Genomic DNA, 25,842 nt, shown 5'->3' with positions numbered 1-25,842 from the left:
ACGCCAAGGCGCGCCGCGCCTTAAAAGTGGCAGCCTGGTTAACCAAAGCATGTACAAGCAGGCCTTATAAATAGCCCAAAGGCTGTGTACATTGGGTGTTTAAACTGCGGTAAACTCCTCCTAAAACAATCAACAGGCCTTAAGTATTTACTCTAAACAGGTGTTTAAATTTGCTTAAACTTTACGTTTGAATATTGAACAAATTGCACTATTGGTTTAATGTGAAGCTTTTATTAAACGAGAAATAATATGGATTTAACTAAGGAAGAGTTAAGTTTTATTTCGTCTGTTGTAGGCAGTAACAAGGACAATACAAACGATAACTCGCAGCTTAGCTTAAAAACGGCTTTGCCAGATACACTAAAAGGTTTGTTGTCTCACGCTAAATTAACCATGTTAGCTGAGGTGGGCCATTATCAGTTGTGGTTTCCGCTTGAGTTTAAGCTCAACGATGACGGCTACTTAAACCCCGTACTGAGTGCGCCTGAGGTAATTGATACCGAAGGTGTAGACAGAAGCTGGCGTTATTCAGACCTGCATTTACAAAGCGAGCGCTTTTATGTGCTTTCGCTCTCTAGCAGTGGCGTGCTATTAAAGCCGCGCGATCATCGCTATAGCCTTACCCACGCGCAACATATTACGTTTAAACTACCCAATAAGAAAAAAGTCACTCTACTTATAGATTTAGTCCGTAAAACTAATTTAGGCTATGCCGCAAAAATTATCAGTATCAAAAGTGGTAAAGAGGCATTACGTGAGTATTTATTTGAAAAACATAAACGTGAAAACGCCACCTTGTACGAAAACACGGCTGGTGTAACTGAGCATTTCTAGTTGCAGGCTGTTAATTGCAGCGATAAGCTAACGCCTTTATAAAGCGACAAGTTAAAGGCACACAATGAGCGACACTTTATACCCAATTGGTACCCCTAATAAACCATGGAACGACAGTGACAAAGCAGCATGGTTACAACTTCAACAAAAAAAGCGCGATTATAACCAGCTCATAGTAAGTAAAATTACCCAGCCTAATGAGTTTTTAGATGTTGAGCAGTACGGCGAATTAAATTATTCGCCACTTAGCTTTGCACTTTATTTATTTAAAAGTAAAAATTGGCAAAGTGATCGCCCTACCGTGTTAATTACTGGGGGTGTGCACGGCTACGAAACAAGCGGCGTTATGGGTGCGCTGGCATTTGCTCAAACCGCTGTTGCACCTTATACAACGCGTTTTAACTTTATTATTGCGCCTTGTATTAGCCCGTGGGGTTTTGAAACCATAAACCGCTGGAACCCAGAAGCTATTGATCCAAATCGCTCTTTTTACGATAACAGCCCTGCCCAAGAATCTGCAGCTATAATGAAATATGTAGCCTCGCTTAACACTGAGTTAGTTGCGCATATTGATCTGCACGAAACCACAGACACAGACAACAGTGAATTTAGACCCGCTTTGGCGGCGCGCGATGGTAAAATTAACACCAACTGGAACATACCAGATGGTTTTTATTTAGTGGCTGATAGCAAAAAACCAGCACCTGAGTTTCAAAAAGCCATTTTAAATAGTGTTGAGAAGGTGACGCACATTGCCCCCAGTGACGAAAACAATCAATTAATTGGTGTACCGCAGGAGCAATTTGGCGTTATAAATTACGCCGCTCGCGAATTGGGCTTATGCATGGGCTTTACTAATGCCCCTTATGTAACGACAACCGAAGTATACCCAGATAGCCCAAGTGCCTCAGATGAGCAGTGTACTCAAGCGCAAGTTGCTGTTATTACCGGCGCGTTAGATTATTTAAAGTCACTTTAGTGGCTTTTAATACCCATGTGCAATAATACTTAATCATTTTGCGGGGCTGAACGTGTCGCTACCTTCGTTACAAAATGCTCATTTACGACTGCATGGATGCAGAAGGTATAGCAATGCAGGATCAATTGCCAAGAACAACTAAATAGCGAATTTTTTGCCAAGCTATCAACCCGTTTTCTAGCCTCAAGAAAGCTAACTTAATTAAGCAAATTGGTATAAGTTATAAACTAATTAAAATTAGGAACCTACAATGAAGTATAAAAATAAGCATGCTGAGGTAACTTTATCCGTTGAGGGCAATATAGTTATTGCCCAATTTAGCGGAAATTTAGACCTAGAGCTATTGGCCAACTTTAAAACCGCCCTTTTTGATAAAGTGGCTGAATTTGAAGGTAAGCAATGGGGTTACATAAGCGACTCATCGTGTGTACTTGCAGCTACGCCCGATGCAGAGCAAGAAATGGTCGCCATAAGCACACATATGCAGCACACTAACTGCTTGATAAGTGCATTTGTCCTCACCTCCCCTATTGCTATAAGCCAAATGCAGCGAATAATGCAAAACGCTAAACGCGATGTAGATTTTAACCAATGTTTATTTGATAACCTAGATGCTGCAAAACGTTTTATTTCATCGCAATTAAATAATGGCGTTAGCTAACTTTAGCCCAAGCCATTGCTAGTTTTTATAAAACTGGCTTGTTTTAGTAATCGCTATATCAGGGTTTTCTACAGCGGTAATAACAAAGCTAACTGGGGTCACTTTTGTTGCTATGTCGTAGCCATCGGCGGTGACTGTAACCGGAATTTTTTTCATCACTCCTGGCAATACCAAAATAGAGCTTGGCGCACTAAGTGTGGCCACAGGTAGGCCTTCAATGGCTACGCCGTAGTGCAATGGCTGCTGGGTTTTATTGATAATAGTGAGTGTGTATGGGTTTTCTATCAAGCCTTCATAATTTACACGGTATAATGCGTTTCTGTCGCGCAGTACCGATGCCTCTATTGGCGTACGTTGCAATACCCACGCAATCATAGAAATAAGTAATACCCCTGTTAATACACCATACCCCACTAATTTAAGCCTAAATGGATTGGTTTTTTTACCTTCTAGCTGTTTTTCGCTGGCATATTTAATTAACCCTTTTTGATAGCCAAATTTATCCATAGTGTCGTCACAGGCATCAATACATAAGCCACAATTTATACACTCGTATTGCAAACCGTTACGAATATCTATGCCCGCGGGGCATACCTCTACACATAAATTACAATCAACGCAGTCGCCTAAATTAAGGGCTTTAGGATCAGCTTTACGTTTACGAGGGCCTCTGTTTTCACCGCGCTTTGCATCGTAGCTCACTACCAATGTATCTTTATCAAACATCACCGATTGAAAGCGAGAATACGGACACGCCACATTACACATTTTTTCGCGTAAAAAGCCGGCATTTCCATAAGTACAAAATGCAAATAAAAACACCCAAAAGCTGGTAATGCCCGACCACTGTAAGGTAAACATTTCAAGGTATAAACTTTTAGCGGGAATAAAATACGCCATAAACGACGTTGCAGTAAGCAGCGATATAACAAGCCACGCAGCGTGTTTTGTTATTTTTTTACGCCACTTTAATGTACTCCATGGCGATTTATCTAACTTTATACGCTGATTACGAGTACCTTCTATACGTTGCTCAACCCAACTAAACATTAACATCCAGATTGTTTGGGGGCAGGTATAACCACACCACACGCGGCCAAGCCAATTCGTGACAAAAAACAAAGCAAACGCGCCTACCATAAATAGCAGCGCTAAAATCATAAAGTCTTGCGGCAGTAAGGTTAAACCAAAAATAGTAAACTTTTGCGTGGCTACATCAAGTAGTACGGCTTGCTCACCTTTGTATTGAATCCAAGGAATGGCAATAAACATAAGCATAAGTAACCAACCAAGGTTACGGCGTATTTGTTGGTAAAAGCCTTTTTGCTCACGAATATAAATAGGCCCTGGTGTGTTATAGGGCTTGATGATCATATCTTCTTCTTTAATATCAAACTTCATAGTAGCTACTTAATAGTGACGGTATTAATGCTACTTTTGCAACTTTCAGACCAAGCTGAAACTTTAATTAAGCAATTGATATTAAATATATTTATAAATTAGCAATAAAATTCATTCGCGATATTTAACGAATACCGCGATATATCACGTATTTTTGCTTATTCCTAGTTTGCGCATTTTTGAGCGCAAAGTGCTCTCGGGCAGGCCTAATTTGCAAGCAGCGCCTTTATCGCCAGATATTTGCCACTGTGACAATTCAAGCACCGCAATAATGTGCTGTTTTTGCGCCTCTGCAAGCGTAAGTGATGTATTTACAGTTGTGCTTGCATCGCCATGCAATGGCTGACTCAGTTTAAGGACAGTATGTTTAGTTAAAATAGCTTCGCGCTCTAGTACGTTTTGTAACTCGCGAATATTACCAGGCCAATCATAAGCTTGTAGTTGGCTAATCGCTTTTTTACTCACCCCTTTTATTTGCTTTGCTAAGCGTTTATTTAGTTGAGTAATTAAATTGGTGCATAAATAAGGAATGTCTTCTTTGCGCTCTTTAAGCGCAGGCACTTTAATAGGAAACACATTAAGGCGGTAATATAAATCAATTCGAAAGGTGCCTTTTTGCACCATTTGCCATAAATCGCGATTGGTTGCTGCCAATACTCTAATATTTACCTTAAGCGTAGTACTACCGCCAACCCGTTCAAACTCTTGCTCTTGTAATACCCGTAGCAATTTACTTTGCGCTTCTAATGGCAGCTCAGCAACTTCGTCTAAAAACAGTGTGCCTTTGTCGGCCAGTTCAAAGCGGCCTTTACGTCGCTCGTTTGCACCGGTAAACGCACCGCGCTCGTGGCCAAATAATTCAGACTCTAACAAGCTTGGCGTAAACGCTGCGCAGTTCACTTTTATAAAAGCTTGATTACTGCGTTTACTTAACCGGTGTAAGTTACGCGCCACCAGCTCTTTGCCTGTTCCATTTTCACCTAAAATTAATACTGTGCTGTCGGTTTCGCTAACGAGTTTAATTTGCGCCAACATAGCTTGAAAAACATGGCTTTGGCCAACTAAACCTGAGTCTTGCCAGTCTTCGTTAAGCTCTGCAATTAGGTAGTTATTTTCATCTTGAAGCTGCTCACTTAAATGCTTAACTTGCTCAAGCGCTTGCTTAAGTTCGTTTTGGGTTTGCTGCTGCGCCGATATATCGCGAAATACCGCGACCGCACCAATTAACTCACCTTGCCTGTAAACGGGGGTTGATGTGTATTCTACTGCAAACGAGGTGCCGTCTTTGCGCCAAAATACTTCGTTTTTAACCTCGCGGCGTTTGCCATCAAACATGGTGCAATATATTTGGCATTCATCGGCTGGATAAGGAGAGCCGTCGGCGTGGCTGTGATGATGATACTGGTGTATTTTTTTGCCCAACAATTCTTGGGCTTTCCAGCCTGTCATTCGTTCAGCGGCTGGATTAACAAACACCGCATTGCCCGATAAATCAAAGCCGTAAATGCCCTCTCCTACTGCATTAAGTAAAAGTTTGGGGTCATTTAAAAATTGTTTTATCATTGCATCATCCTCGCGAAATATCACGATTATTATGCCATAAAGTGACGCGCTAAACAGTTAAATAAAGTGGCCTTTAATATAAGGCTTAAATAAAGCGTTAATATCTATTTTTGCATTTAACTTTGCCGCAATTAAATAAAGCCCAGCTAGCTTACGATGAATAAACAACGCATCAACGGGCGGTGTATGCCATTGCTGTGACTGTGCGCTCAGCTCTAGCCCTGCACTTTTAATATTTGTTGCTAATGGGCTGTTTTTAAAATCAAACTCGCCAGTGGTTCTTAGCGGCTCACACGCCATTAAAAACAAATCAATAACATGGCTTTTGTAAGAATCTAGTAGGGTATCTTTAAAGTAACCTATTTCGCGAGCTGCGCTTAACACGCCCGCCCTATTGTTTTCAGTGCCTGCAATAAATAGTGACAGGTAAGCCTTGCTCAATTTACTCGAGATCTCTCGGGTTGCCCCAAAGTCAAATAACACAATTTGCTTACTCTGAGTCTGATAATGAAAATTAGCAAAGTTAGGATCGGTTTGAATTAGCTTAAACTCAAACATTTCTTTAAAAAATAAATCTATGAGCCTAGCTGCAATGTTATTTTGCTCACCTTGAGGTAAATTACTAAGCGCTTCTATAGGCGTTGCTTGCACATACTCCATTGCCAAAATGCGTTTAGTGTTGTGAACGCCATATACTTTAGGTACTTTAAAATTAACGTGCTGGCTTAGCAACTCACCGTATCTTTTAAGGTAGTGTGCCTCGCGTTCATAATCAGCCTGGCAAGTAGCTGCGCTTTAGCCTCATTTATGAGTGGCTGTATATCAAGCTCTTTAGGGATTAACCGCGCAATGTTTAATAGTGCAATAACATTGTCTACATCGCTATGTACACTTTGCGCTATACCTGGGTATTGAATTTTTACCGCCAGCTTTTCACCATTTTCTTGATAAGCTAAGTGCACTTGGCCAATAGACGCCGCTGCAAATGGCCTAAGTTCAATATGCGAAAAACGATTAAGCCACTCTTCACCCCATGCACTTTTAAGTACCTTAACTAATTGATTGTGCGGCATTGGGTTTGCATCAGCGCGAAGCAATGCGAGTAATTGAGTAAGCTCAGGACTTAATAGCTCGCCAGCATCCATAGACAATAATTGCCCTAGTTTCATGGCAGCACCACGAAGGTGTGCTAGCTGAACAGCTAGTTTTTCTATGTTTTTAGGTTGTAAGAGTAAAGCTTTATTATTCCAACCATTACCCGAGAGCGCACTTTTAGTGCCATCTATAAGCATGTTGGTTGCAACACCACCGGCTAAGGAGCCAAGCTTTGCAAATCGAGAGAGTCTTGAGGTAGGTATGCTGCGCGAAGCTGCCATTATAAAAACCTAATTAGCCTTAGAAACAGGCTAATTAATACGTATATTTTACTGGGCTCGATCTAATTAACCAAACGTTTTGGTAATAAAACTATCGCAAGCAGTGTGCTGTATATTAAAGGCGCGGTACTAATTTAATTGCCCCTTCAACCACTTTCATATCAAGGGGTAATTTGCTTAGCAGCATCATTTTAGGGTCATCCATATTTAATGTATAAACAGGGTTGAGGGCTAAAAAAGCATTAATTACTTCCATTGCTTCATTATCAAGCGCCGCTAAATTACCTTTAAAGCCACCAGCATCCACACTCGAATCTAATAGTTTAACATTGCGTAAAAACACGGCTTTTTTTTCACTGTCGTAAAACGGGCTGCCTTCAATTTGCAGCTTTAAGCGTACTGGGTATTTTAGTGCAAATGCATTTATTTCTGCACTTGAGTCTGCACCAAGTACTACTACATCACGGTTATCTGGACCAATATTTACACTTAAATCGTTTACATCAAACTGCACTGGCAGCCCCATTAAGCTCACCTTTTCGCTTAACTTAGGCAACTGTTTACCTAGCACACTTTCTACTTCTGAGCTGGTAAATGAGTAAACAGACACGCCTTGTGTAGAATTACATGCGCTTAAAAATAGTGTGGTTAAAAACAGTAATAAAATTCTCATGCTAACCTTTATCCTCGTTGTAATTATAAAAAAGCCGCTTAAACAGCGGCTTTTATTATGTAATACCTGTATTTAATACAAGTTAATTACATATTATGCTGTAAAAATAGTTTTAATTTTAGCTAGTGTGTCAGGCTCAACTGAACCCTTACTGAGCGCTAATAGCTGCTTTAAATAATAGTTTAAATCAGCATGCTCACCACGGTGTTTATCATCAAGCATGGCTACTTGCTCTGCCATTCTAAGCGCTGCATTTTGCGAGCTTACATTGGCAAGAATTTCCATTCTTGTAATAAGCTGTTCACTACTAAGCGACGTCGCTAACGGAGCTTGAAATTGGCTTGGCACTACATCGTTGTTTTCAAGTGCAGTGATCAGCGCTTCAAATTGCGCATGCTGCGCTTGGCTTGTAAGTAAAGCTAGCTTTTCGTCAATAGCACTTAATAATGCTGCCACTTTTGACGCAAGCGATTTATATTGCGCGTAGCCTTTTACTTTGGTTTCTAGGTCATGCAATTGGGCTTTTTGATTTACTTGCTCAAGGGCACTTTCTAGCTCAGCCAGTTCTATTGCAGCTTGTTTATCTGTTTCGTTTTGAGCCAGCTTTTGCTGCTCAAACTCACTGCTACGTTTGCTAAAGGTTTCATCGTTATACTGGCGAAACTTTTGCCACAGCGCATTTTCGGCTTTTAAACCTGCAAAACCTATACTTTGCCATTGCTGTTGTAATTGCTTTAACTCTTGGCATGCTGCAGCTAAATCTTCACTTTGCGAAAGCGCTGAGGCGCGCTCCACTAAGGCATTTTTTTGTGCTGCGTTACCTTTATGGTACGCGTTTAATATAGCAAGTACGCTCTGCTGCTGTGTTTTAAAGCTTTCGTTTAATACGCGGTATGTTTTAGGGTCAACTTTACCTACGCTACGCCACGCTTTATTTAAACGGTTGTATTGGCTTTCAAACTGCTTCCAATCAAAGCTTTCAATAGCGGTGTCTTGCTCGCTTAGTGCTTGCATATCGTTTATCAGTACTTCACGCTGGGCTTTTGCAGCTTCGCGCGCCACTTCTTGCTCGGCAAAGTAACTACGACACGGTGCAAACAACAGCTCTATGTTGCTATCAAACTGCTCACCTTGTTGTTTTTCTTGCTCTGTATCTAAACGGCCAAGCTCGTTCCAACGCTTACGAAATGCTTTAACTTGCTCAGCGCGATGTTGTGGGTCGTCACACGGTTGGTCGACTAATCCGGCCACTTCTTCAAGTAAGGCTTCGCGTTTTGGTGCGGCTGCGTATTTTTGCCAATCTTTTGCTTCTGCAAGTTGTGCTTCTAAATCGGCTTTTAAGTTTACGAGTGGCTGCTGAAATTGCGGTGTTAACTTATCAAACAACTCTTCAAAGCCTTTAAATACACCAAAAGCAACATTAAAGCGGCCTTGCTCAATAAGGCGTTTTACATCGCGTGCTTTACGTTTGGCTGTGCTTTGATTTTTTTCAAGCGGTTTTGTCAGCTCACTCATTTGCGCTAAAAACTGCTTTTTATGCGTATTTAATTGCGATTTAAAGTTTTGCTGCAATGCTCCATCAACCACATTTAAATGGCTACGAGTATGTTTAAATGCGTTATTAAAACGAGTTAAAACATCATCGTAATCAGCTAGCTGCTGTGCAGGCTCAATTTCTTTAAGCTGTTCAAAAGCAATTTTATACTGTGCAATTGCGCTACTAAGCTCTGGTAGTTTAGCCACCTGATTGAATAGTTTTTCAAGCTTTGTAATAACTTGCTTAGTTTGTGCGTTATCGCCGTGTTGGGCATCGGTTAACGTTTGCTTAGCTTGCGCTACTTTAGCCTCTAACCAATCTTGCTGAATTTGCTCCGGGGTTTCTAAGCCTAATTGCAACGCGTTTTCTATTTCTTCGCTCAATGCCTCAAGTGTTGCCAGGGCTAATAATTGACGTTGTTGCTCGGCTAAACGCTGCTGTTGTTGCTCGTGCTGAGCTTTTAACGTAGCAATATGCGCATCGAGTTTATCGGTAATGCTGATGTATTTTTTATCTAGCTCTTTAACGTGCTCTTCGCTTAACCATTTAAGCTCAAGTGCTTGCCACTGCGCCATTAATTCGCCGGCTTGTGGGTTTACTATGGCGTAATCGTTTTTATCTCGCAGGGCGTTTAGCTTAGCTAAAATAACGCGCGTTGCGCTCTCTACCTGAGCGGGCATTTCAATCGCTAAGCGTTCGTTTTCAATGTGTTGCTCAAGCTGCTGCTTGGCATCGCCTTTAGCATGCTTTACTAATGGCTTAATAAGTTGATGCGTTATAACGAGCTCTACAAGTTGGCTTTGAAGCTCTTCGCTGCCCTCTTTAAACGCTTTTTCAATTAATTTAGGATTAGCTAAGCGCTTTAAAAGTTTAACGCGTACTTGTAGTTCTTTCTCTGCAAAGGCGAGTTTTTCTAGTGTTTTAACCGGTGCAAAACGGTCTATATACTCACTTTTAATTTGCGTGCTCAGTGCACTTTCGTTGTTTAACACTGCGTTTGAAATTTGTATTTCGGCTACATCTTTTAGCGCGTGATCTTGTTTATAGGCTTTCCACCACAGTGGTAAGTTATTTACTTTTTGTAATGCTTTGCGGCGTATTTCGGCTGAGTTATCTTCCAGCGCTAATGTGCTTAAAATTGATGCGTCGCGCTCTACATCAAGTTTTTCAATTGCGTCTAGACGAACTTGCTGCTTTGGGTGTTTCCACTTAGGTGTAAAAAGGTGTTTAAAGATCATGTTCACTAAACCTAGCTATTTCGTTTTCTGATTTAAATTCTTTTTGTAGTTGTGCTTTTGTCTTTTGGATCATTTCGCCATTAGCGCCAATGGTAAATTGCTCGTTTGATTGCGCTATTTTAGCTTGGTAAAGCATAACAAGTTGCACCGTTTGTTGCTTTTGCTCATCTGAGAGCGGCGTGCCATCGGGCCATTTACCGGTTGAAGCACCGTACTGTAAACGCTCAAATAATTCTGGGGTTATATTTTGTACAAGGTTGTCAATATTCATGTCATCTTTTCTTTTTTAGAGTCACTAAAATAACGCGGTTTACTAAGTACCAAATACAGCCAACACCAATCGCTACTGTATACGCGTACCATTGCAGGGTTTCTTTTGCGGGTTGTAAAAAGTATAAGCAAAAAAAGCCACCTAAAAATAGTATGAGCGCCAAGAAAGAATGGTTCATAAACATTTGCTGTTTTTTAATTCGCTGTTCGCGCTGAAGCTGTTGTACCTGCTCAGAGTTAAGCGCGCCAATGTTACTATTGCAATGCGGACACTGCTGATGTTTATCTGAAATTGATTTTGCACATTTGGGGCAATGAATAATCGCCATACTACTCTCCATACTACGCATAAAAAAAGCGCCTTGCGGCGCCTTTTATTGTACTTGTTTTATTGCTCGTTGTCTTTTTTGAATTTAACCCAGTAGTCATCTACGGATTGTTTCATTTCTTTGCGCAATAACATAATGCCAAATAAGTTAGGCAAGGTCATAACTACAATTGCAACGGCTGCTAATTTCCATACTAAAGTGGTATCGGCAAACGAAGCCCAAAAGAACGCAGCAACATAAAATACGCGATACGGCATAACTGAGCGATTACCAAGTAAGTAAATCATGGCACGGTCGCCGTAGTACGACCACGCAATGGCAGTAGAAAACGCGAATAACAATAAGCCTATCGATACTATGTATTGGCCGCTATCACCAAAAAAGCCTCGGGTAAACGCTTTAGTTGTCAGCTCTGCTGAGTGCACTAACGATTTACCTATTAAACTAATGCTGTCGTCGGTTGGCATGCCGCTTTTAACTTCAACAATACCTGTGTACTTATGTTTGTCGGTAATACCAAAACGTATGTCTTCACCAATTGAGCGTGAATGTAATACGGTAAAGCCATTACTTGTTGGTTCGCCATTAACTACATCAATGTTGCCGTTGAATAGCTCTACCTTGCTATCGTTACCGTTTAGGTAATTGTATAGCTCTTGGCGCTGCGCTTCGTTGGTTTCTGAGTAGTCACCTTTAATAATGCTCATTGACGATCGTTCAAAATGTGTTTCGAATTTTTCATTCCACACACCCGACGATAAAATAACTAAGCCTGTTAATGTACAAATAATAATGGTATCGATAAACGGCTCTAAAATTGACACCATGCCTTCAGACACAGGTTCATCAGCTTTTGCAGATGCGTGGGCAATGGGTGCAGAACCTTGACCGGCTTCATTTGAGAACAAGCCACGGTTTACACCTCTGTTAAATGCATACGCAAAAGAGGCACCTAAAAAGCCACCGGCTGCAGCAGAGCCTGTAAATGCATCAACAAATATTGACGCAAACGAAGGGCCGATGTTTTCAATGTTATAAAAAATAACACCTAACGCACCTATGATATAAATCACGGCCATAATGGGCACAACACGTGATGTAATAGCAGCAATACGACGAATACCACCTAAAATAACCAACGCAAGTAAAATAGATAACACAGCACCGGTTGCCATAGGTGCAAAACCAAATGTGGCTTCCATACCCTGCGCTATGTTATTAATTTGTGGCAAACTGCCCGTACCAAAAGAGCTAATTACAGTGGCAACGGCAAATAAAATAGCAAGCCACTTCATGTTTAGGCGTTTATCCATGTAATACATAGGGCCACCCGCCATGGTGCCATCTTGGGTTTTTTCGCGGTATTTATGTGAAAGCGTAACTTCTACAAATTTGGTGGTCATACCAAAAAATGCCGTCATCCACATCCAAAATAATGCCGCGGGGCCACCAATAGAAATAGCCAAGGCTACCCCTCCAATGTTACCTGTACCTACCGTACCAGAGAGCGCAGTAGCCAGTGCTTGAAAATGAGTTGTGTCACCCTCGGTGCCTTTTTTATCAAATTTGCCTGTAACTACTTTACACGCATGTTTGAAATAACGAATTTGTGGGAACTTTAAATAAATAGTAAAAAATAGACCGACTCCTAGCAGCACATAGGGAAACCAAACTGCGCCCCCTAACATGCCATCTAGGCTATCTAAAAGTTGTCCGAATGCATCCACGCTAAATACCTCTTATTATTTTATTTGAGACTGTTGATTGTTTATTACTTACTCAGAGCTAGGTAATACGATAACTAAGCTATTGCGCACTTTTATTATTTGTTAATTTTGTAATAAAAAAGGGCAACATTTTAATGTTGCCCTTACCTTATACTAATTTATCTTAATTTATCAACGACATTTACGATTGCCGCTAAAGTATCTTGACCAAATTGATACGAGCGGCGGTCTGACCAGCCGTAATCTGGGTCTGGTAAGTCGTTATTGTCTTTAAAAGGCATCTCAATTGTGTAAGTAAGTGCTTTAAATTCTTCTGCCGTTGCAGATGAGCCAACTGTTAAATTAGCTTTGCCCGGCTCGTCTTTATCGTAACCGTGCTCATCTTGAAACTCTGGCGTTATAGTAAGTAGCGCTGCTTTAAAGCTATCTTCTAAGTCTTTTAAGCGGTCATCGTAGCTTGGAATACCTTCACTGCCTGCCACAAAGTTATAAGGAATAGCTTCATCACCGTGTATATCTAAATGCATATCGAGGCCAGTTTCGCGCATTTTATTCAGTACTAAATACACTTCTGGGCTATTTTCCATGCTAGGCGTTTGCCATTCACGGTTTAAGTTAACACCTTTTGCATTAGTACGAAGGTGTCCACGTACGCTGCCATCTGGGTTCATGTTTGGTACTACATAAAATACAGCTTTTGATAAAAGAGCAGCGGCATGCGGGTCTTCATCATCTAGTAGTTTGTGTAATAGCCCTTCTACAAACCATTCTGCCATAGTTTCGCCTGGGTGTTGGCGCGCTGTGATCCAGATTGTTTTTTTATCTTCACTAGGCTGACCAATTTTAAGCACGCTCATATCACGGCCATCAAGTGTTTCACCTAATGTTTGTAATTGGCAAAGCTCTTCGCTTTGCGCCCAGGCTAATAAATCTAAATGACGGTCGTAGCTATATGGCGCAAAGTAAGCAAAATATACACTGGGGCATTCAGGCTCTAGTTCAAAGGTAAGCGTGCCATTTTCGTAATTTGAAGGCACACGGAACCATGTTTGGCGGTCGTATGAGGCAACAGCTTGGTAGCCTTCCCATCCATCTGGGTAGGCAGAATTTTCTAAATTATTAATGTTTAACTTATGCAGTTGATAAGGCGTTGTTTCTAGACGAAAGTGAAACCACTGGTAAAATTCAGACTGGTGATCGTTGTTTATCTCTAATTGAATATTTAACGGATCGTTGGCTTCGATAACCTTTATGTTACCACTATCAAAATTGCTGCTGATTTTCATGAAAAAACCTTAAGGTAGAATAAGTTTATCTGCTTTGTTAGGCACGTTGATATTTTGGATTAAATTGACTCTATTTTTGGTCACTAAATTACAAAAAAGAGCGGCCTAAAAGTGCAGAACTGACACTATTTAAAACCTGTACTGTGGATAATTGAGCTATCTCAAGCAGATTGCAGGTTAAATAGTAAAATGCATTATTGAATGAAATCAAATAAGCATTTCAATAATTAAAGCCTACCACACAGGGTACACTTTAAAAATATAACGCGACTAAAAAAGCCAGCAAAAAAGCTGGCTTAGTATAATTGCGTTTAAATTAGCGAGGTAAGCTTGGGAAAGCAACTTCAGCCATATCACGCATACAACGAACTACTTGGCAGCTGTAGCCAAATTCATTGTCGTACCATACGTATAAAACAACACGGTTACCTTCAACAATTGTTGCTTGTGAGTCTACAACACCTGCGTAGCGGCTACCGACTAAATCGGTAGATACGATTTCGGTTGATGCGGTGTAATCAATTTGGTCACGCAGTTCTGAATGCAGTGCTGTTTCGCGTAAAAACGCATTTAGCTCTTCAACAGAGGTGCTGCTATTAAGGTTTAAGTTTAATATAGCAAGCGACACATTAGGTGTAGGCACACGAATCGCATTACCTGTTAGCTTACCTTCAAGCTCAGGAAGCGCTTTAGATACCGCTTTAGCTGCGCCTGTTTCGGTAATTACCATATTGAGTGCAGCAGCACGTCCACGACGCTCTGCTTTGTGGTAGTTATCAATAAGGTTTTGATCGTTTGTGTAAGAGTGTACGGTTTCTACGTGGCCGTTATTAATACCAAACTTATCGTTTAATGCTTTAAGGGTTGGCGTAATCGCATTGGTGGTACAGCTTGCTGCACACACGATTTTATCTTCAGGCTTAATGTCTTGGTTATTTACACCATAAACAATGTTTTTAATGTTGCCTTTAGCCGGTGCTGTTAATAGTACTTTTGCAGCCCCTTTAGACTCTAAGTGCTGACCAAGGCCTGCTTCGTCTTTCCAAATACCCGTGTTATCAACTACGAGTGCATTTTCGATACCGTAAGCGGTGTAATCAACTTCACTTGGCGAGTTAGCATAAATCACTTGGATGTAGCTGCCATTCGCTTTAATTGCATTACGCTGCGTGTCAATTGTGATTGAGCCATTAAATGGACCATGAATTGAATCGCGACGCAGTAAGCTTGCACGTTTCTCAAGGTCGCCTTCTTTACCGCCACGCACCACAATTGCGCGTAAACGTAAGTCGGCATAAGGGCCTGATTTTTCGATTAGTAAACGTGCTAACAAACGCCCTATACGACCAAAGCCATACAATACAACATCACGCGGCTCTTTGGCTGGTGAGTCTGCAATTTCGGCTAATTCGTCTTTAACAAATTCATCAACTGTGCGGCCATTAGCAGCATCGCTGTACAAATAGCTATAAGCAAGTTTACCAATATCAATACGTGCTGAGTTTAGCTCCATTTTACTAATGGCCTCTAAAAACGGAAAGCTTTCGCGTAAACGTAATTTAGTGCCTTCAAATTGCGCTACAGTTTTGTGTGATTTGATAATATCGATAGTACTGGCATTAACGAGAGGACGGCCATATACAGCGATTTCTATGCCACGGTTACGATAAAGCTTACCAATGATAGGTTGCATGCTTTCAGCGTAATCTTGGCGTTCTTGCCAACTATTTGTATATTCTAATTCGTGAGATGAGGTCATTTTATTTACCTAATTTAATCATTTTGAACGGATAGCCTTTAAAAATGCATTAGATTTTGAGAGTAATGCACTTCAGGCAGGGCTATTCTAAGTTAATCTAAAGTTATTCTCTACTGTTAGCGCACAAATGATTGCGCTAGAATAGTAATGTATATATTCATTTGAGGTTAAGGGATGGTTTTAAGAGCAAGCGCAATACTAACAATGCTAGCGTTAACAGGATGCGAAGAACCACTGACTCTCGCTCAGGTATGTAAAGAAACACCTGGCTTTTGTAGTGATTTAAATAAAGATAGCCATTGTAAAAATGAGCGCTCTGAGGTTATTTTAAAACGCTATATAGAATATAAAAAACCCACAGATGAAAACAAATACCAATTGCTTAAGGGATTTGAGTCGTATAATCAATGTATTACTTTAGCCGCAAAAATAGAACATATTAAACTAAAGTCTAAAACAACATCGCGTATTGAAGGTCAGCTTACTAGCATTAAAGAGATGACCCGACTTTATCAAGACACAAAAAACACTAACCACCCAGGTTTGCTTTACTATCATTGGTCACGTAACAATGAGCAAAGTGCGCTGACTCGTTTACTTGCAATGGAAAATGATGAAAGCGTAACCAACAGTGCAGAAATGCAGTTTTATCTAGCTTCTTATTACATTAAGTTTGACGATGAAAAAACAATTGATTTGCTATATAAAACGCTTGAGCTAAATAAACAAGGGCAACAGCCAAACCCTGAAGTGTATACCTCGTTAATCAGCTTGTTTTATAAACATGATAAATATAAGCACGCTTACATTTTTTCGAAAGTGGCGCAAAGCGCTGGCATTGAGAATATAGATTTACTACCCATTGAGCACCAACTGATGAGCGATGGTAAAAATTTAGATGCGCTTGATGCCCTTGCTCAACAAACGTATGAACAAATACAAAACGGTGAGTTTGTATCGCCGCGAGAATTTTAGGTAAGCAAAACCCCCTGGCAATAAATGTGTTTTAAAACATGATGCCAGATGGTTTTTTAAATAAAAAAGGCAGCTTACGCTGCCCTTTTTTATTTTGCTTTGCTTGTGCCCACTTCTACACGGGTTTTAAGCTTTTGACCTGGTCTAAAGGTCACCACGCGGCGCGCCGAAATAGGAATGTCTTCTCCTGTTTTCGGGTTACGGCCTGGTCTTTCTTTTTTATCACGAAGATCAAAGTTACCAAATCCAGAGAGCTTAACCTGCTCGCCTTTTTCAAGCGCTGAGCGGATTTCTTCAAAAAACGCTTCAACTAAATCTTTGGCATCTTTTTTATTGATCCCGAGCTTTTCAAATAGGTGTTCAGCTATGTCGGCTTTAGTAAGCGCCATATCTAGTCCCTCAACGATGCATTAAACTTTTCGGCCAATGTGGCCACCACGTTATCAACTACCAGATTGATATCTTTCTCTTCGAGTGTTCTATCAACCGCCTGCAGTGTTAGAGCAATCGCCAAACTCTTATAATTTGGCTCAATACCTTTGCCCTTATACACATCGAATAAGTTTAGGTCAACCAATTGATTTCCGCCAACTTTTTCTATTGTGCTTAAAATATCACCTGAATTAACGCTATCAGCCACTAAAATCGCGATGTCGCGGCGGTTTGATGGGAATTTTGAAACCCCTACAGCTTGCGGTAAATTTCTTTTTTCTATTGCAGACATTTCTATTTCAAATACAAAAGTTGCGTTATTGATATCTAACGATTTTTGCACTTGAGGGTGAAGAGCACCAAAAAATCCTACCTTTTTACCTTCAACATAAATAACTGCTGATTGGCCTGGGTGTAAACCGTCTGACTGCTCTGCTTTAATTTCAAAACGGCTTGTATCGTTGGTGATTGCTAATAAGGCTTCAACATCACCTTTTAAGTCGTAAAAATCAACGTTGCGTTTTTGCTCAACCCAATGCTCGCCGTGTGCAAGGCCAGTGATCACACCGCCAATGACAGGGACTTGCTGCAGACCATTTTCTGCACTGTCGTCGCTGATAAATTTAAGACCATGCTCAAATAAACGAATACGTGGTTGTTGACGGTTTTGATTATACGCAACCGATGCTAAAAGCCCTGGCATTAAGCTTACACGCATAGCCGACATTTCAATTGAAATTGGGTGCGGCAGTATAAGCGGATTACTTTGTGGGTGTATAATAGCTTGTGCTTTAGGGTCTACAAAGCTGTACGTAATTGCTTCTTGGTAGCCACGTGTCACTAACGTATTGCGAAACTTACTTAGCGCAATTGTTGACTCGTCATGTGTGGTCATTTTTAACTTTGCGGTTGGCGCAACATTTGGAATACTGTTGTAACCATAAACACGAGCAACTTCTTCAATTAAGTCTTCTTCAATACGAATATCGAAGCGGTAGCTAGGAATATCAGCGCTCCAGCTATCGTTTTCAAACTTAACGTCTAACCCTAAACGAGTCAGAATATCAGTCACTTTCGCATCGTCAATATGATGACCAATTACACGGTCTAAACGCGCACGACGTAGGCGTACTTCTGTCACTTTTGGCAGTTTATCAGCAGCTACAGCTTCTACAACAGGGCCTGCTTCACCGCCAACAATATCAAGTAATAAAGCGGTTGCACGCTCCATTGCATCGTGTTGCAGGGTAAAATCTACGCCACGCTCATAGCGGTGTGATGCATCGGTATGTAAGCCGTAACTACGGGCTTGACCTGCAATTGCGACTGGGTTAAAAAACGCGCTTTCTAATAAAATATCAGACGTTTTTTCTGTAACACCTGATTGCTCACCGCCAAAAATACCGGCAATTGCAAGTGCTTTATTATGATCGGCTATCACAAGTGTTGATTCGTTCAGTTTTGCAGTATTACCATCAAGCAATACTAACTCCTCGCCTGCATTGGCACTGCGAACCTTAATGCCGCCTTCAATTGCATTTAAATCAAATGCATGCATTGGGTGGCCAAGTTCTAGTAATACATAGTTAGTAACATCAACAACAGGGTCAATTGAGCGAATACCACTACGGCGAAGCTTTTCAACCATCCAAAGCGGTGTTTCTGCATCAAGGCTAATGCCTTTGATTACACGCCCTAAGTAACGCGGACACGCGTCAGAATTGACAAGTTCAATAGATACTTCATCGTCAATAGTGCCGCTAACAGCTGGAATTTGTAGCTCGTTTACATCAACGCTGTTTAATACACCTACTTCGCGTGCAAGGCCTTTTATACCCAAGCAATCACCACGGTTTGGCGTTAAATCAACATCAATTATGTTGTCATCAAGGCCTAAGTATTCGCGCAGGTCTGTACCAATTGGCGCATCGCTTGGCAATTCCATGATGCCGTCGCCTTCTTCGCTAATACCTAGCTCAACAAAGGCACACAGCATACCGTGTGATGGCTGACCGCGTAATTTGGCTTTTTTAATTTTAAAGTCGCCCGGTAAAACAGCGCCCACTGTTGCAACAGCGACTTTAATGCCTTGGCGACAGTTTGGCGCACCACACACAATATCAAGTAGCTCATCGCCACCTACATTGATTTTAGTAACGCGAAGTTTATCTGCATCTGGGTGCTGTGCGCACTCAACAACTTCACCAACCACTACGCCGTTAAAATCCGCTGCCGCGCTCTCAACTGCGTCAACCTCAAGGCCAGCCATAGAAAGCTGTTCCGAAAGAGCTTGCGTATCGATAGCAGGATTTACCCACTCTCTTAACCACTTTTCACTAAATTTCATTTTATATTTTCACTCTTAACGGAACTGGTTTAGGAATTTTAAGTCATTTTCAAAAAATGCACGTAAGTCGTTTACGCCGTAGCGCAGCATGGTTAAGCGCTCTACGCCCATACCAAATGCAAAACCTGTGTATTTTTCTGGGTCAATACCTACTGACTTAAGTACGTTAGGGTGAACCATGCCACAACCTAATACTTCAAGCCATTTACCGTCTTTACCCATAACATCTACTTCAGCTGAAGGCTCTGTAAATGGGAAGAATGAAGGACGGAAACGAATTTCCATGTCTTCTTCAAAAAAGTTACGTAAGAAGTCGTGTAAAATACCTTTAAGCTCTGTGAAGCTTACATCAGTATCAACCATTAAACCTTCTACCTGATGAAACATTGGAGTATGCGTTTGGTCGTAGTCGTTACGATATACTCGACCTGGCGAAATAATTCGCAGTGGCGGTTGCTCTGTTTCCATAGTACGAATTTGCACACCACTTGTTTGGGTACGCAGTACTAACTTAGGATTAAAATAAAAGGTATCGTGATCAGCACGCGCTGGGTGATGCTCAGGAATATTTAGCGCATCAAAGTTATGAAAATCATCTTCTACTTCTGGGCCTGATTTAACTTCAAAACCTAGCTCGCCAAAAAAGCTTTCTATACGCTCGATTGTGCGTGTTACCGGATGAAGGCCACCTGTAGGCATTACGCGCCCTGGTAAAGTTACATCAATTGTTTCAGCTGCTAGCTTTTCTTCAAGCGCTTTACTTGCTAAAAGCTCACGCTTTTCGTTAATGGCAGCTTGTACATCTTGCTTAGCTTGGTTAATTACTTGGCCTGCTTCTTTGCGTTCTTCAGGAGCAATTTTACCCAGTGTTTTAAGTAAGCTTGTGATTTCGCCTTTTTTACCAAGGTAATTAACCCTGATCTCTTCTAGTTGCGCGATTTCACTGGCACTGGCAACTGCCTCAAGTGCTTGCGCTAAAATATTTTCTAAGTTCATTCGATACCTGATCTTTCACAGAAGGTGATTACAATTTTGTTGACTAATGATAACTGAAAGCAGGGTCTAGATTCTAGACCTACTACAGCTTTAACGTTGATTTTATGAAGGGAATTGTTAATTTTCGTTGAGCGGCCATTGATGCGTGATCTAATTTGTCTAATACGTCTAATAAAGCACGCATATCACGACTCAAGCGAGTCAATAAAAAGCGCGCGCATTCATCGCTTAGTTCAAGCCCACGCATATGCGCTCGCTTAACCAGTGCTTGTGCTTTATCATCATCACTCATTGAACGAATTTGAAAGGTGGTTCCCCACTTTAGCCGAGACTCTAAGTCGGGCAAGGTGATATTAAGCATGTCAGGGAGCAAATCGGCCGTAACCACTAACATTTTTCCGGGCTCGTTAAAGCGATTAAAAAAGTTAAAAAGAGCTTTTTCCCATGCGTCATTGCCAGCGACTAAGTGCACATCATCAATACATAGTACATCAAGTGCTTCTAAACCATCTAACACCATAGGGCCAAAGTCGATAACTTCACGCATAGACAACAGCATGTTTGACAAGCCACGCTCTTGGGCTTGTATGCAGGTTGCGTACAATAAGTGGGATTTACCAGAATCGCCTAAGCCGCACAAATAAGTGTACTGAAATTTGTTGGCAAGCTTTGAAAAGCTCGCTTTAAGGTGGTTTACCTCTAAAGAGTCTTCCCCACCAAAATAAGATGCAAATGTTTCATCATCAGGCAAGGTGACTGGAAGTGCCATTTGCATAGGCTCAGCACTTAGCATTACTCACCGACCCACTGATACTCAAGACTGTTTTTATCTACAACATGGTAAAATGCGCGAGGGTCAAGATAATCTCTAAAGGCACTATCAAGGCCAAGGCCTTTTTTAAGATCGCCCACACTGCCGGTGTGGTTAAGCTTAAACTCAACAAATTCTGGGGTTTTGCGCATTATTGTTGCTTGCGTCACTACACTCAAACTTTGTAGACGACGCTTTGCAAGTTCTATATCGACAAAGCTTTGAGTGCCTTTTAAGGTGAACGTAGCCGCTGCCTGTTCATAATACGCGTTAGGGTCGATAGCGTATTCATTGGCTAACCCCAACGCTAAGCTGTCTATCATCTGGCCTACTATTTGTTGTTTATCACCTTCAAGTCGGTTTGAATCAAATAAATCGTCATTAGTAAAACGCCAGTCTAAAATCCAGGTTTCGCTGTCGGGCTCTTGATACATTCTTGCTGTAATGCTTCGCTCTGCACTATAACGGCGCGAGGCCTCTTCAACAGGCTCTGAAAAATTACCCCATACTTCAGGAATGCCAACCAAACGTCTGTCTTGTAAATCTAATAGCGGCACTACAACGGGTAAACCACGTCGACCGGCTTTGTCATATATAAGCTGCTCTAACTGAGGGTAGCTTTCTTGCGTAACAAGCTCTCTACGCCAGTTATCTTCAATACCTAACCAAATAGCAACTAATGGGCGCTGGACGCCCCAAAGAGGTAAATTTAATTCTTTAATTAATTCATTTATTTTACGCGCTTCAAATTTAACAACTAGATTAAGCTGTCCATTCGCTTTTTCGTCGTATTCAAACTTGAGCATGTAATCTGAAATGTTTTTGGTGCGTTGTTGAGCAAGCCTATTTTGATCAGCAGATTCATCCCCGCTTACCTTTACTAATACATTGAGTAATGCTTTGCGGCTAGCGGCTAAACGCGTGTCTCGACTTTTATCATCGACTTTTAATATATCTTGATACAGATCAGTTACTTCAACTGCCGACACAGAGAAACAAAATATAAATGATATGGCACTAATTAATAATCTATACACTGGCTATTAGTTCTTGGTTTTAAACTATTTTGATCCTAAATCAAAGCCAGTAACAAAGCAAAATTATATTTGTAATCCAGCTATGTTGAATAAATATTGTTCATCTTAAAGCTTAAATACAGAAATAAACTGCTACTTAGCTATATGTAAAATGGGTTGTTATTGGTGAGGTGAGCCTTATCCGCGGGTTTCGTGATACTCAACCCACGCTACGGTGGTGGTGGAGACTTTGTGAGTAATATCTGGTAATCCCACTCATGAAATAAGAACACTATAAATCGATGTTTTTTAGCGTCGGGTGTCGCTTCGCTCACCCAACCTACGTGATAGGTGTTGATCAGAGTGTGTATTACGTGTACGCATTTCACTTTTCTGCGGACGTAAAAAAGCCCGGCTCTTTCGAGTCGGGCTTTCTTGTATTTGGAGCCTGGCGATGTCGTAGTGCCCACAGCGGTAGAGAGTCACATAGCAAATGGGACACTATCGTTGGCTGGGCTCGCCCTTCGAGCTGTTTTGTTTGAATACTGAGCTTGGCATGGGCTATTGGCTATTTATTAAAACCCAGATAGCAAAAAACCCGTCACATCGCTGTAACGGGTTTCTCTTATTTGGAGCCTGGCAATGTCCTACTTTCACATAGCAAATGCTACACTATCATCGGCGCTGTTTCGTTTCACTACTGAGTTCGGCATGGGGTCAGGTGGGTCCAAAACGCTATGGTTACCAAGCAAATTAGGTGCAAAGGAGTAATGATAAGCACGTAGTGCTATTATTTTCTTTGCGCAAGGTGCCTCAATGTTAACGCTACGCGCTAAGAGTCACCTCATTAATTTGGAAAATATCTGATAATATTTTTTAAGTCTAAGTATTTATCTACTCTAGCTATTAACTTCTGTCGCTTGTTTCTGTCACAAAACGCGTTTGGCGTTGTATGGTTAAGCCTCACGGGTAATTAGTACAAGTTAGCTTAATGGCTCACACCACTTCCACATCTTGCCTATCAACGTTGTAGTCTTCAACGGCCCTTCAGAGACTTTAAAAGTCTAGTGAGAAATCATCTCGAGGCCTGCTTCGCGCTTAGATGCTTTCAGCGCTTATCAGTTCCGAACGTAGCTACCGGGCAATGCCATTGGCATGACAACCCGAACACCAGCGGTTCGTTCACTCCGGTCCTCTCGTACTAGGAGCAACCCCTCTCAATTCTCAAACGCCCACGGCAGATAGGGACCGAACTGTCTCACGACGTTCTAAACCCAGCTCGCGTACCACTTTAAATGGCGAACAGCCATACCCTTGGGACCGACTTCAGCCCCAGGATGTGATGAGCCGACATCGAGGTGCCAAACACCGCCGTCGATATGAACTCTTGGGCGGTATCAGCCTGTTATCCCCGGAGTACCTTTTATCCGTTGAGCGATGGCCCTTCCATTCAGAACCACCGGATCACTATGACCTACTTTCGTACCTGCTCGACGTGTCTGTCTCGCAGTTAAGCTGGCTTCTACCATTACACTAACCGTACGATGTCCGACCGTACTTAGCCAACCTTCGTGCTCCTCCGTTACTCTTTGGGAGGAGACCGCCCCAGTCAAACTACCCACCAGGCACTGTCCGTAACCCCGATTCAGGGGCCAACGTTAGAACATCAAAACTACAAGGGTGGTATTTCAAGGACGACTCCACAACAACTAGCGTCGCTGCTTCAAAGTCTCCCACCTATCCTACACATGTAGGTTCAATGTTCAGTGCCAAGCTGTAGTAAAGGTTCACGGGGTCTTTCCGTCTAGCCGCGGGTACACAGCATCTTCACTGCGATTTCAATTTCACTGAGTCTCGGGTGGAGACAGCGTGGCCATGGTTACACCATTCGTGCAGGTCGGAACTTACCCGACAAGGAATTTCGCTACCTTAGGACCGTTATAGTTACGGCCGCCGTTTACCGGGGCTTCGATCAAGAGCTTCGTCCGAAAACTAACCCCATCAATTAACCTTCCGGCACCGGGCAGGTGTCACACCGTATACGTCATCTTGCGATTTTGCACAGTGCTGTGTTTTTAATAAACAGTCCCAGCCACCTGGTCACTGCGGCTCCCGTCCGCTTAGAGAGCAAGTCTCATCACAGATAGGAGCGTACCTTCTCCCGAAGTTACGGTACGATTTTGCCTAGTTCCTTCACCCGAGTTCTCTCAAGCGCCTTAGTATTCTCTACCTGACCACCTGTGTCGGTTTGGGGTACGATTCGGTATAATCTGAAGCTTAGAGGCTTTTCCTGGAAGTATGGCATCAGCAACTTCACACCCTTGGGTGCTCGTCTCGTGTCTCAGCCTAACAGCAACCCGGATTTACCTAAGTCGCTAGCCTACTCACTTTCACATGGACAACCATCGCCATGCTTGCTTAGCCTTCTCCGTCCCCCCATCGCAATTATACCAAGTACGGAAATATTAATCCGTTTCCCATCGGCTACGCCTTTCGGCCTCGCCTTAGGGGTCGACTTACCCTACCCTGATTAACATGGGATAGGAACCCTTGGTCTTCCGGCGTGCGGGTTTTTCACCCGCATTATCGTTACTCATGTCAGCATTCGCACTTCTGATACGTCCAGCATACCTCCCGGTACACCTTCAACCGCTTACAGAACGCTCCCCTACCACTCATCCTAAGATGAATCCGCAGCTTCGGTGCATAGTTTAGCCCCGTTACATCTTCCGCGCAGACCGACTCGACCAGTGAGCTATTACGCTTTCTTTAAAGGATGGCTGCTTCTAAGCCAACCTCCTGGCTGTCTGGGCCTTTCCACATCGTTTCCCACTTAACTATGACTTTGGGACCTTAGCTGGCGGTCTGGGTTGTTTCCCTCTTCACGACGGACGTTAGCACCCGCCGTGTGTCTCCCGGATATTACTTTACGGTATTCGGAGTTTGCAAAGGGTTGGTAAGTCGGGATGACCCCCTAGCCTTAACAGTGCTCTACCCCCGTAAGTATTCGTCCGAGGCTCTACCTAAATAGATTTCGGGGAGAACCAGCTATCTCCCGGTTTGATTAGCCTTTCACTCCTAGCCACAGGTCATCCCCTAACTTTTCAACGTTAGTGGGTTCGGTCCTCCAGTTGATGTTACTCAACCTTCAACCTGCCCATGGCTAGATCACCGGGTTTCGGGTCTATACCTTGCAACTATTCGCCCAGTTAAGACTCGGTTTCCCTACGGCTACCCTAATCGGTTAACCTCGCTACAAAATATAAGTCGCTGACCCATTATACAAAAGGTACGCAGTCACCTAACAAGTAGGCTCCTACTGCTTGTACGTACACGGTTTCAGGTTCTATTTCACTCCCCTCACAGGGGTTCTTTTCGCCTTTCCCTCACGGTACTGGTTCACTATCGGTCAGTTGGGAGTATTTAGCCTTAGATGATGGTCCACCTATATTCAGTCAAAGTTTCACGTGCTCCGACCTACTCGATTTCACTTAAAATGTCTTTTCATGTACGGGACTATCACCCTGTATCGTGGCACTTTCCAGAGCCTTCCATTAACACATAATAAGCTTAAGGGCTGTTCCGATTTCGCTCGCCGCTACTATCGGAATCTCGGTTGATTTCTTTTCCTA

18 protein-coding genes, 2 rRNA genes and 1 pseudogene (1 of these 21 only partly in view) are annotated in these 25,842 nt (G+C 42.1%); 4 read left to right on the top strand and 17 right to left on the bottom strand.

The window, feature by feature from the left end:
- Positions 1-249 precede the first annotated feature (249 nt).
- The 3 genes from EJ103_RS06250 (at position 250) to EJ103_RS06240 (ending at position 2,474) form a co-directional block, all read left to right on the top strand.
- Complete coding sequence (locus tag EJ103_RS06250) at positions 250-834, top strand: hypothetical protein (RefSeq protein ID WP_096041935.1); 585 nt, start codon at positions 250-252, stop codon at positions 832-834.
- A gap of 64 nt (positions 835-898) precedes the next feature.
- Positions 899-1,813 carry a M14 family metallocarboxypeptidase gene (locus EJ103_RS06245; protein WP_126006557.1) on the top strand — a complete coding sequence of 305 codons (915 nt, stop codon included), beginning with the start codon at positions 899-901 and terminating at the stop codon, positions 1,811-1,813.
- Positions 1,814-2,063: 250 nt separating this feature from the next.
- Positions 2,064-2,474, top strand: a complete 411-nt coding sequence (locus EJ103_RS06240) for a hypothetical protein (protein ID WP_126006555.1) — start codon at positions 2,064-2,066, stop codon at positions 2,472-2,474.
- Positions 2,475-2,492: 18 nt separating this feature from the next.
- On the opposite strand, the gene ccoG is transcribed toward EJ103_RS06240, so the two are convergent.
- The 10 genes and pseudogenes from ccoG to EJ103_RS06190 form a co-directional block, all read right to left on the bottom strand.
- On the bottom strand, positions 2,493-3,875 hold the full coding sequence (gene ccoG / locus EJ103_RS06235; RefSeq protein WP_126006554.1) for a cytochrome c oxidase accessory protein CcoG: 1,383 nt from the start codon (positions 3,873-3,875) through the stop codon (positions 2,493-2,495).
- Positions 3,876-4,019: 144 nt separating this feature from the next.
- A complete protein-coding gene (locus EJ103_RS06230) occupies positions 4,020-5,438 on the bottom strand; it encodes a sigma 54-interacting transcriptional regulator (protein ID WP_126006552.1) in 1,419 nt (472 codons plus the stop codon).
- A gap of 57 nt (positions 5,439-5,495) precedes the next feature.
- A pseudogene (locus EJ103_RS06225) lies at positions 5,496-6,814 on the bottom strand (AarF/ABC1/UbiB kinase family protein).
- Positions 6,815-6,929: 115 nt separating this feature from the next.
- The gene (locus EJ103_RS06220) at positions 6,930-7,487 is read right to left on the bottom strand and encodes a DUF1439 domain-containing protein (RefSeq protein ID WP_004587241.1); all 558 of its coding nucleotides are present in this window, start codon (positions 7,485-7,487) and stop codon (positions 6,930-6,932) included.
- A gap of 93 nt (positions 7,488-7,580) precedes the next feature.
- Entirely contained in the window at positions 7,581-10,262 is a 2,682-nt protein-coding gene (locus tag EJ103_RS06215; protein WP_126006550.1) for a DUF349 domain-containing protein, read from the bottom strand.
- Positions 10,252-10,533 carry a DUF1315 family protein gene (locus tag EJ103_RS06210; RefSeq protein WP_004587239.1) on the bottom strand — a complete coding sequence of 94 codons (282 nt, stop codon included), beginning with the start codon at positions 10,531-10,533 and terminating at the stop codon, positions 10,252-10,254. The genes EJ103_RS06215 and EJ103_RS06210 overlap by 11 nt, the downstream gene beginning before the upstream one ends.
- Position 10,534: 1 nt before the next feature.
- A complete protein-coding gene (locus EJ103_RS06205) occupies positions 10,535-10,861 on the bottom strand; it encodes a hypothetical protein (RefSeq protein WP_004587238.1) in 327 nt (108 codons plus the stop codon).
- Between the two features lie 59 nt (positions 10,862-10,920).
- Positions 10,921-12,588, bottom strand: a complete 1,668-nt coding sequence (locus EJ103_RS06200) for an AGCS family amino acid carrier protein (protein ID WP_126006549.1) — start codon at positions 12,586-12,588, stop codon at positions 10,921-10,923.
- A gap of 158 nt (positions 12,589-12,746) precedes the next feature.
- The gene (locus EJ103_RS06195) at positions 12,747-13,874 is read right to left on the bottom strand and encodes a M14-type cytosolic carboxypeptidase (protein ID WP_004587236.1); all 1,128 of its coding nucleotides are present in this window, start codon (positions 13,872-13,874) and stop codon (positions 12,747-12,749) included.
- A gap of 316 nt (positions 13,875-14,190) precedes the next feature.
- Positions 14,191-15,633, bottom strand: coding sequence for a glyceraldehyde-3-phosphate dehydrogenase (locus EJ103_RS06190; RefSeq protein WP_004587235.1), 1,443 nt, complete (start codon positions 15,631-15,633; stop codon positions 14,191-14,193).
- Positions 15,634-15,807: 174 nt separating this feature from the next.
- Between EJ103_RS06190 and EJ103_RS06185 the strand changes: the two genes are divergently transcribed.
- Positions 15,808-16,608: a DUF2989 domain-containing protein gene (locus EJ103_RS06185; protein WP_004587234.1), complete on the top strand. Its 801-nt coding sequence runs from the start codon at positions 15,808-15,810 to the stop codon at positions 16,606-16,608.
- 89 nt (positions 16,609-16,697) lie between these two features.
- Here the strand turns inward: EJ103_RS06185 and ihfA are convergent, their stop codons facing one another.
- The 7 genes from ihfA to EJ103_RS06150 form a co-directional block, all read right to left on the bottom strand.
- Positions 16,698-16,997 carry an integration host factor subunit alpha gene (ihfA, locus tag EJ103_RS06180; protein WP_002960690.1) on the bottom strand — a complete coding sequence of 100 codons (300 nt, stop codon included), beginning with the start codon at positions 16,995-16,997 and terminating at the stop codon, positions 16,698-16,700.
- Positions 16,998-16,999: 2 nt separating this feature from the next.
- Positions 17,000-19,387, bottom strand: a complete 2,388-nt coding sequence (pheT, locus tag EJ103_RS06175) for a phenylalanine--tRNA ligase subunit beta (RefSeq protein WP_054983636.1) — start codon at positions 19,385-19,387, stop codon at positions 17,000-17,002.
- Between the two features lie 15 nt (positions 19,388-19,402).
- A complete protein-coding gene (pheS, locus tag EJ103_RS06170) occupies positions 19,403-20,383 on the bottom strand; it encodes a phenylalanine--tRNA ligase subunit alpha (protein WP_004587232.1) in 981 nt (326 codons plus the stop codon).
- Positions 20,384-20,465: 82 nt separating this feature from the next.
- Positions 20,466-21,176 (bottom strand): DnaA regulatory inactivator Hda, encoded by a 711-nt coding sequence (gene hda, locus EJ103_RS06165; protein ID WP_004587231.1) that lies wholly within the window; start codon positions 21,174-21,176, stop codon positions 20,466-20,468.
- Positions 21,176-22,231, bottom strand: coding sequence for a DUF2066 domain-containing protein (locus EJ103_RS06160; protein WP_126006547.1), 1,056 nt, complete (start codon positions 22,229-22,231; stop codon positions 21,176-21,178). Before EJ103_RS06160 ends, hda begins: the two co-directional genes overlap by 1 nt.
- 613 nt (positions 22,232-22,844) lie before the next feature.
- Positions 22,845-22,959 (bottom strand): 5S ribosomal RNA (gene rrf / locus EJ103_RS06155).
- A gap of 203 nt (positions 22,960-23,162) precedes the next feature.
- Positions 23,163-25,842, bottom strand: a 23S ribosomal RNA gene (locus EJ103_RS06150); it runs 207 nt beyond the window's last position.

Origin of the sequence: Pseudoalteromonas sp. Xi13 (assembly GCF_003952205.1) — a bacterium.
GTDB lineage: Bacteria > Pseudomonadota > Gammaproteobacteria > Enterobacterales > Alteromonadaceae > Pseudoalteromonas > Pseudoalteromonas atlantica.
The sequence above is the reverse complement of the archived record's forward strand: the minus strand, read 5'-3'. Positions and strand labels throughout refer to the sequence as shown.

What these genes read in the sequence shown, in the direction of transcription:
- EJ103_RS06250 (WP_096041935.1), top strand. Translation starts at nt 250, where the DNA reads ATGGATTTAACTAAGGAAGAGTTAAGTTTTATTTCGTCTGTTGTAGGC.
- EJ103_RS06245 (WP_126006557.1), top strand. Translation starts at nt 899, where the DNA reads ATGAGCGACACTTTATACCCAATTGGTACCCCTAATAAACCATGGAAC.
- EJ103_RS06240 (WP_126006555.1), top strand. Translation starts at nt 2,064, where the DNA reads ATGAAGTATAAAAATAAGCATGCTGAGGTAACTTTATCCGTTGAGGGC.
- ccoG (WP_126006554.1), bottom strand. Translation starts at nt 3,875, where the DNA reads ATGAAGTTTGATATTAAAGAAGAAGATATGATCATCAAGCCCTATAAC.
- EJ103_RS06230 (WP_126006552.1), bottom strand. Translation starts at nt 5,438, where the DNA reads ATGATAAAACAATTTTTAAATGACCCCAAACTTTTACTTAATGCAGTA.
- EJ103_RS06220 (WP_004587241.1), bottom strand. Translation starts at nt 7,487, where the DNA reads ATGAGAATTTTATTACTGTTTTTAACCACACTATTTTTAAGCGCATGT.
- EJ103_RS06215 (WP_126006550.1), bottom strand. Translation starts at nt 10,262, where the DNA reads ATGATCTTTAAACACCTTTTTACACCTAAGTGGAAACACCCAAAGCAG.
- EJ103_RS06210 (WP_004587239.1), bottom strand. Translation starts at nt 10,533, where the DNA reads ATGAATATTGACAACCTTGTACAAAATATAACCCCAGAATTATTTGAG.
- EJ103_RS06205 (WP_004587238.1), bottom strand. Translation starts at nt 10,861, where the DNA reads ATGGCGATTATTCATTGCCCCAAATGTGCAAAATCAATTTCAGATAAA.
- EJ103_RS06195 (WP_004587236.1), bottom strand. Translation starts at nt 13,874, where the DNA reads ATGAAAATCAGCAGCAATTTTGATAGTGGTAACATAAAGGTTATCGAA.
- EJ103_RS06190 (WP_004587235.1), bottom strand. Translation starts at nt 15,633, where the DNA reads ATGACCTCATCTCACGAATTAGAATATACAAATAGTTGGCAAGAACGC.
- EJ103_RS06185 (WP_004587234.1), top strand. Translation starts at nt 15,808, where the DNA reads ATGGTTTTAAGAGCAAGCGCAATACTAACAATGCTAGCGTTAACAGGA.
- ihfA (WP_002960690.1), bottom strand. Translation starts at nt 16,997, where the DNA reads ATGGCGCTTACTAAAGCCGACATAGCTGAACACCTATTTGAAAAGCTC.
- pheT (WP_054983636.1), bottom strand. Translation starts at nt 19,387, where the DNA reads ATGAAATTTAGTGAAAAGTGGTTAAGAGAGTGGGTAAATCCTGCTATC.
- pheS (WP_004587232.1), bottom strand. Translation starts at nt 20,383, where the DNA reads ATGAACTTAGAAAATATTTTAGCGCAAGCACTTGAGGCAGTTGCCAGT.
- hda (WP_004587231.1), bottom strand. Translation starts at nt 21,176, where the DNA reads ATGCTAAGTGCTGAGCCTATGCAAATGGCACTTCCAGTCACCTTGCCT.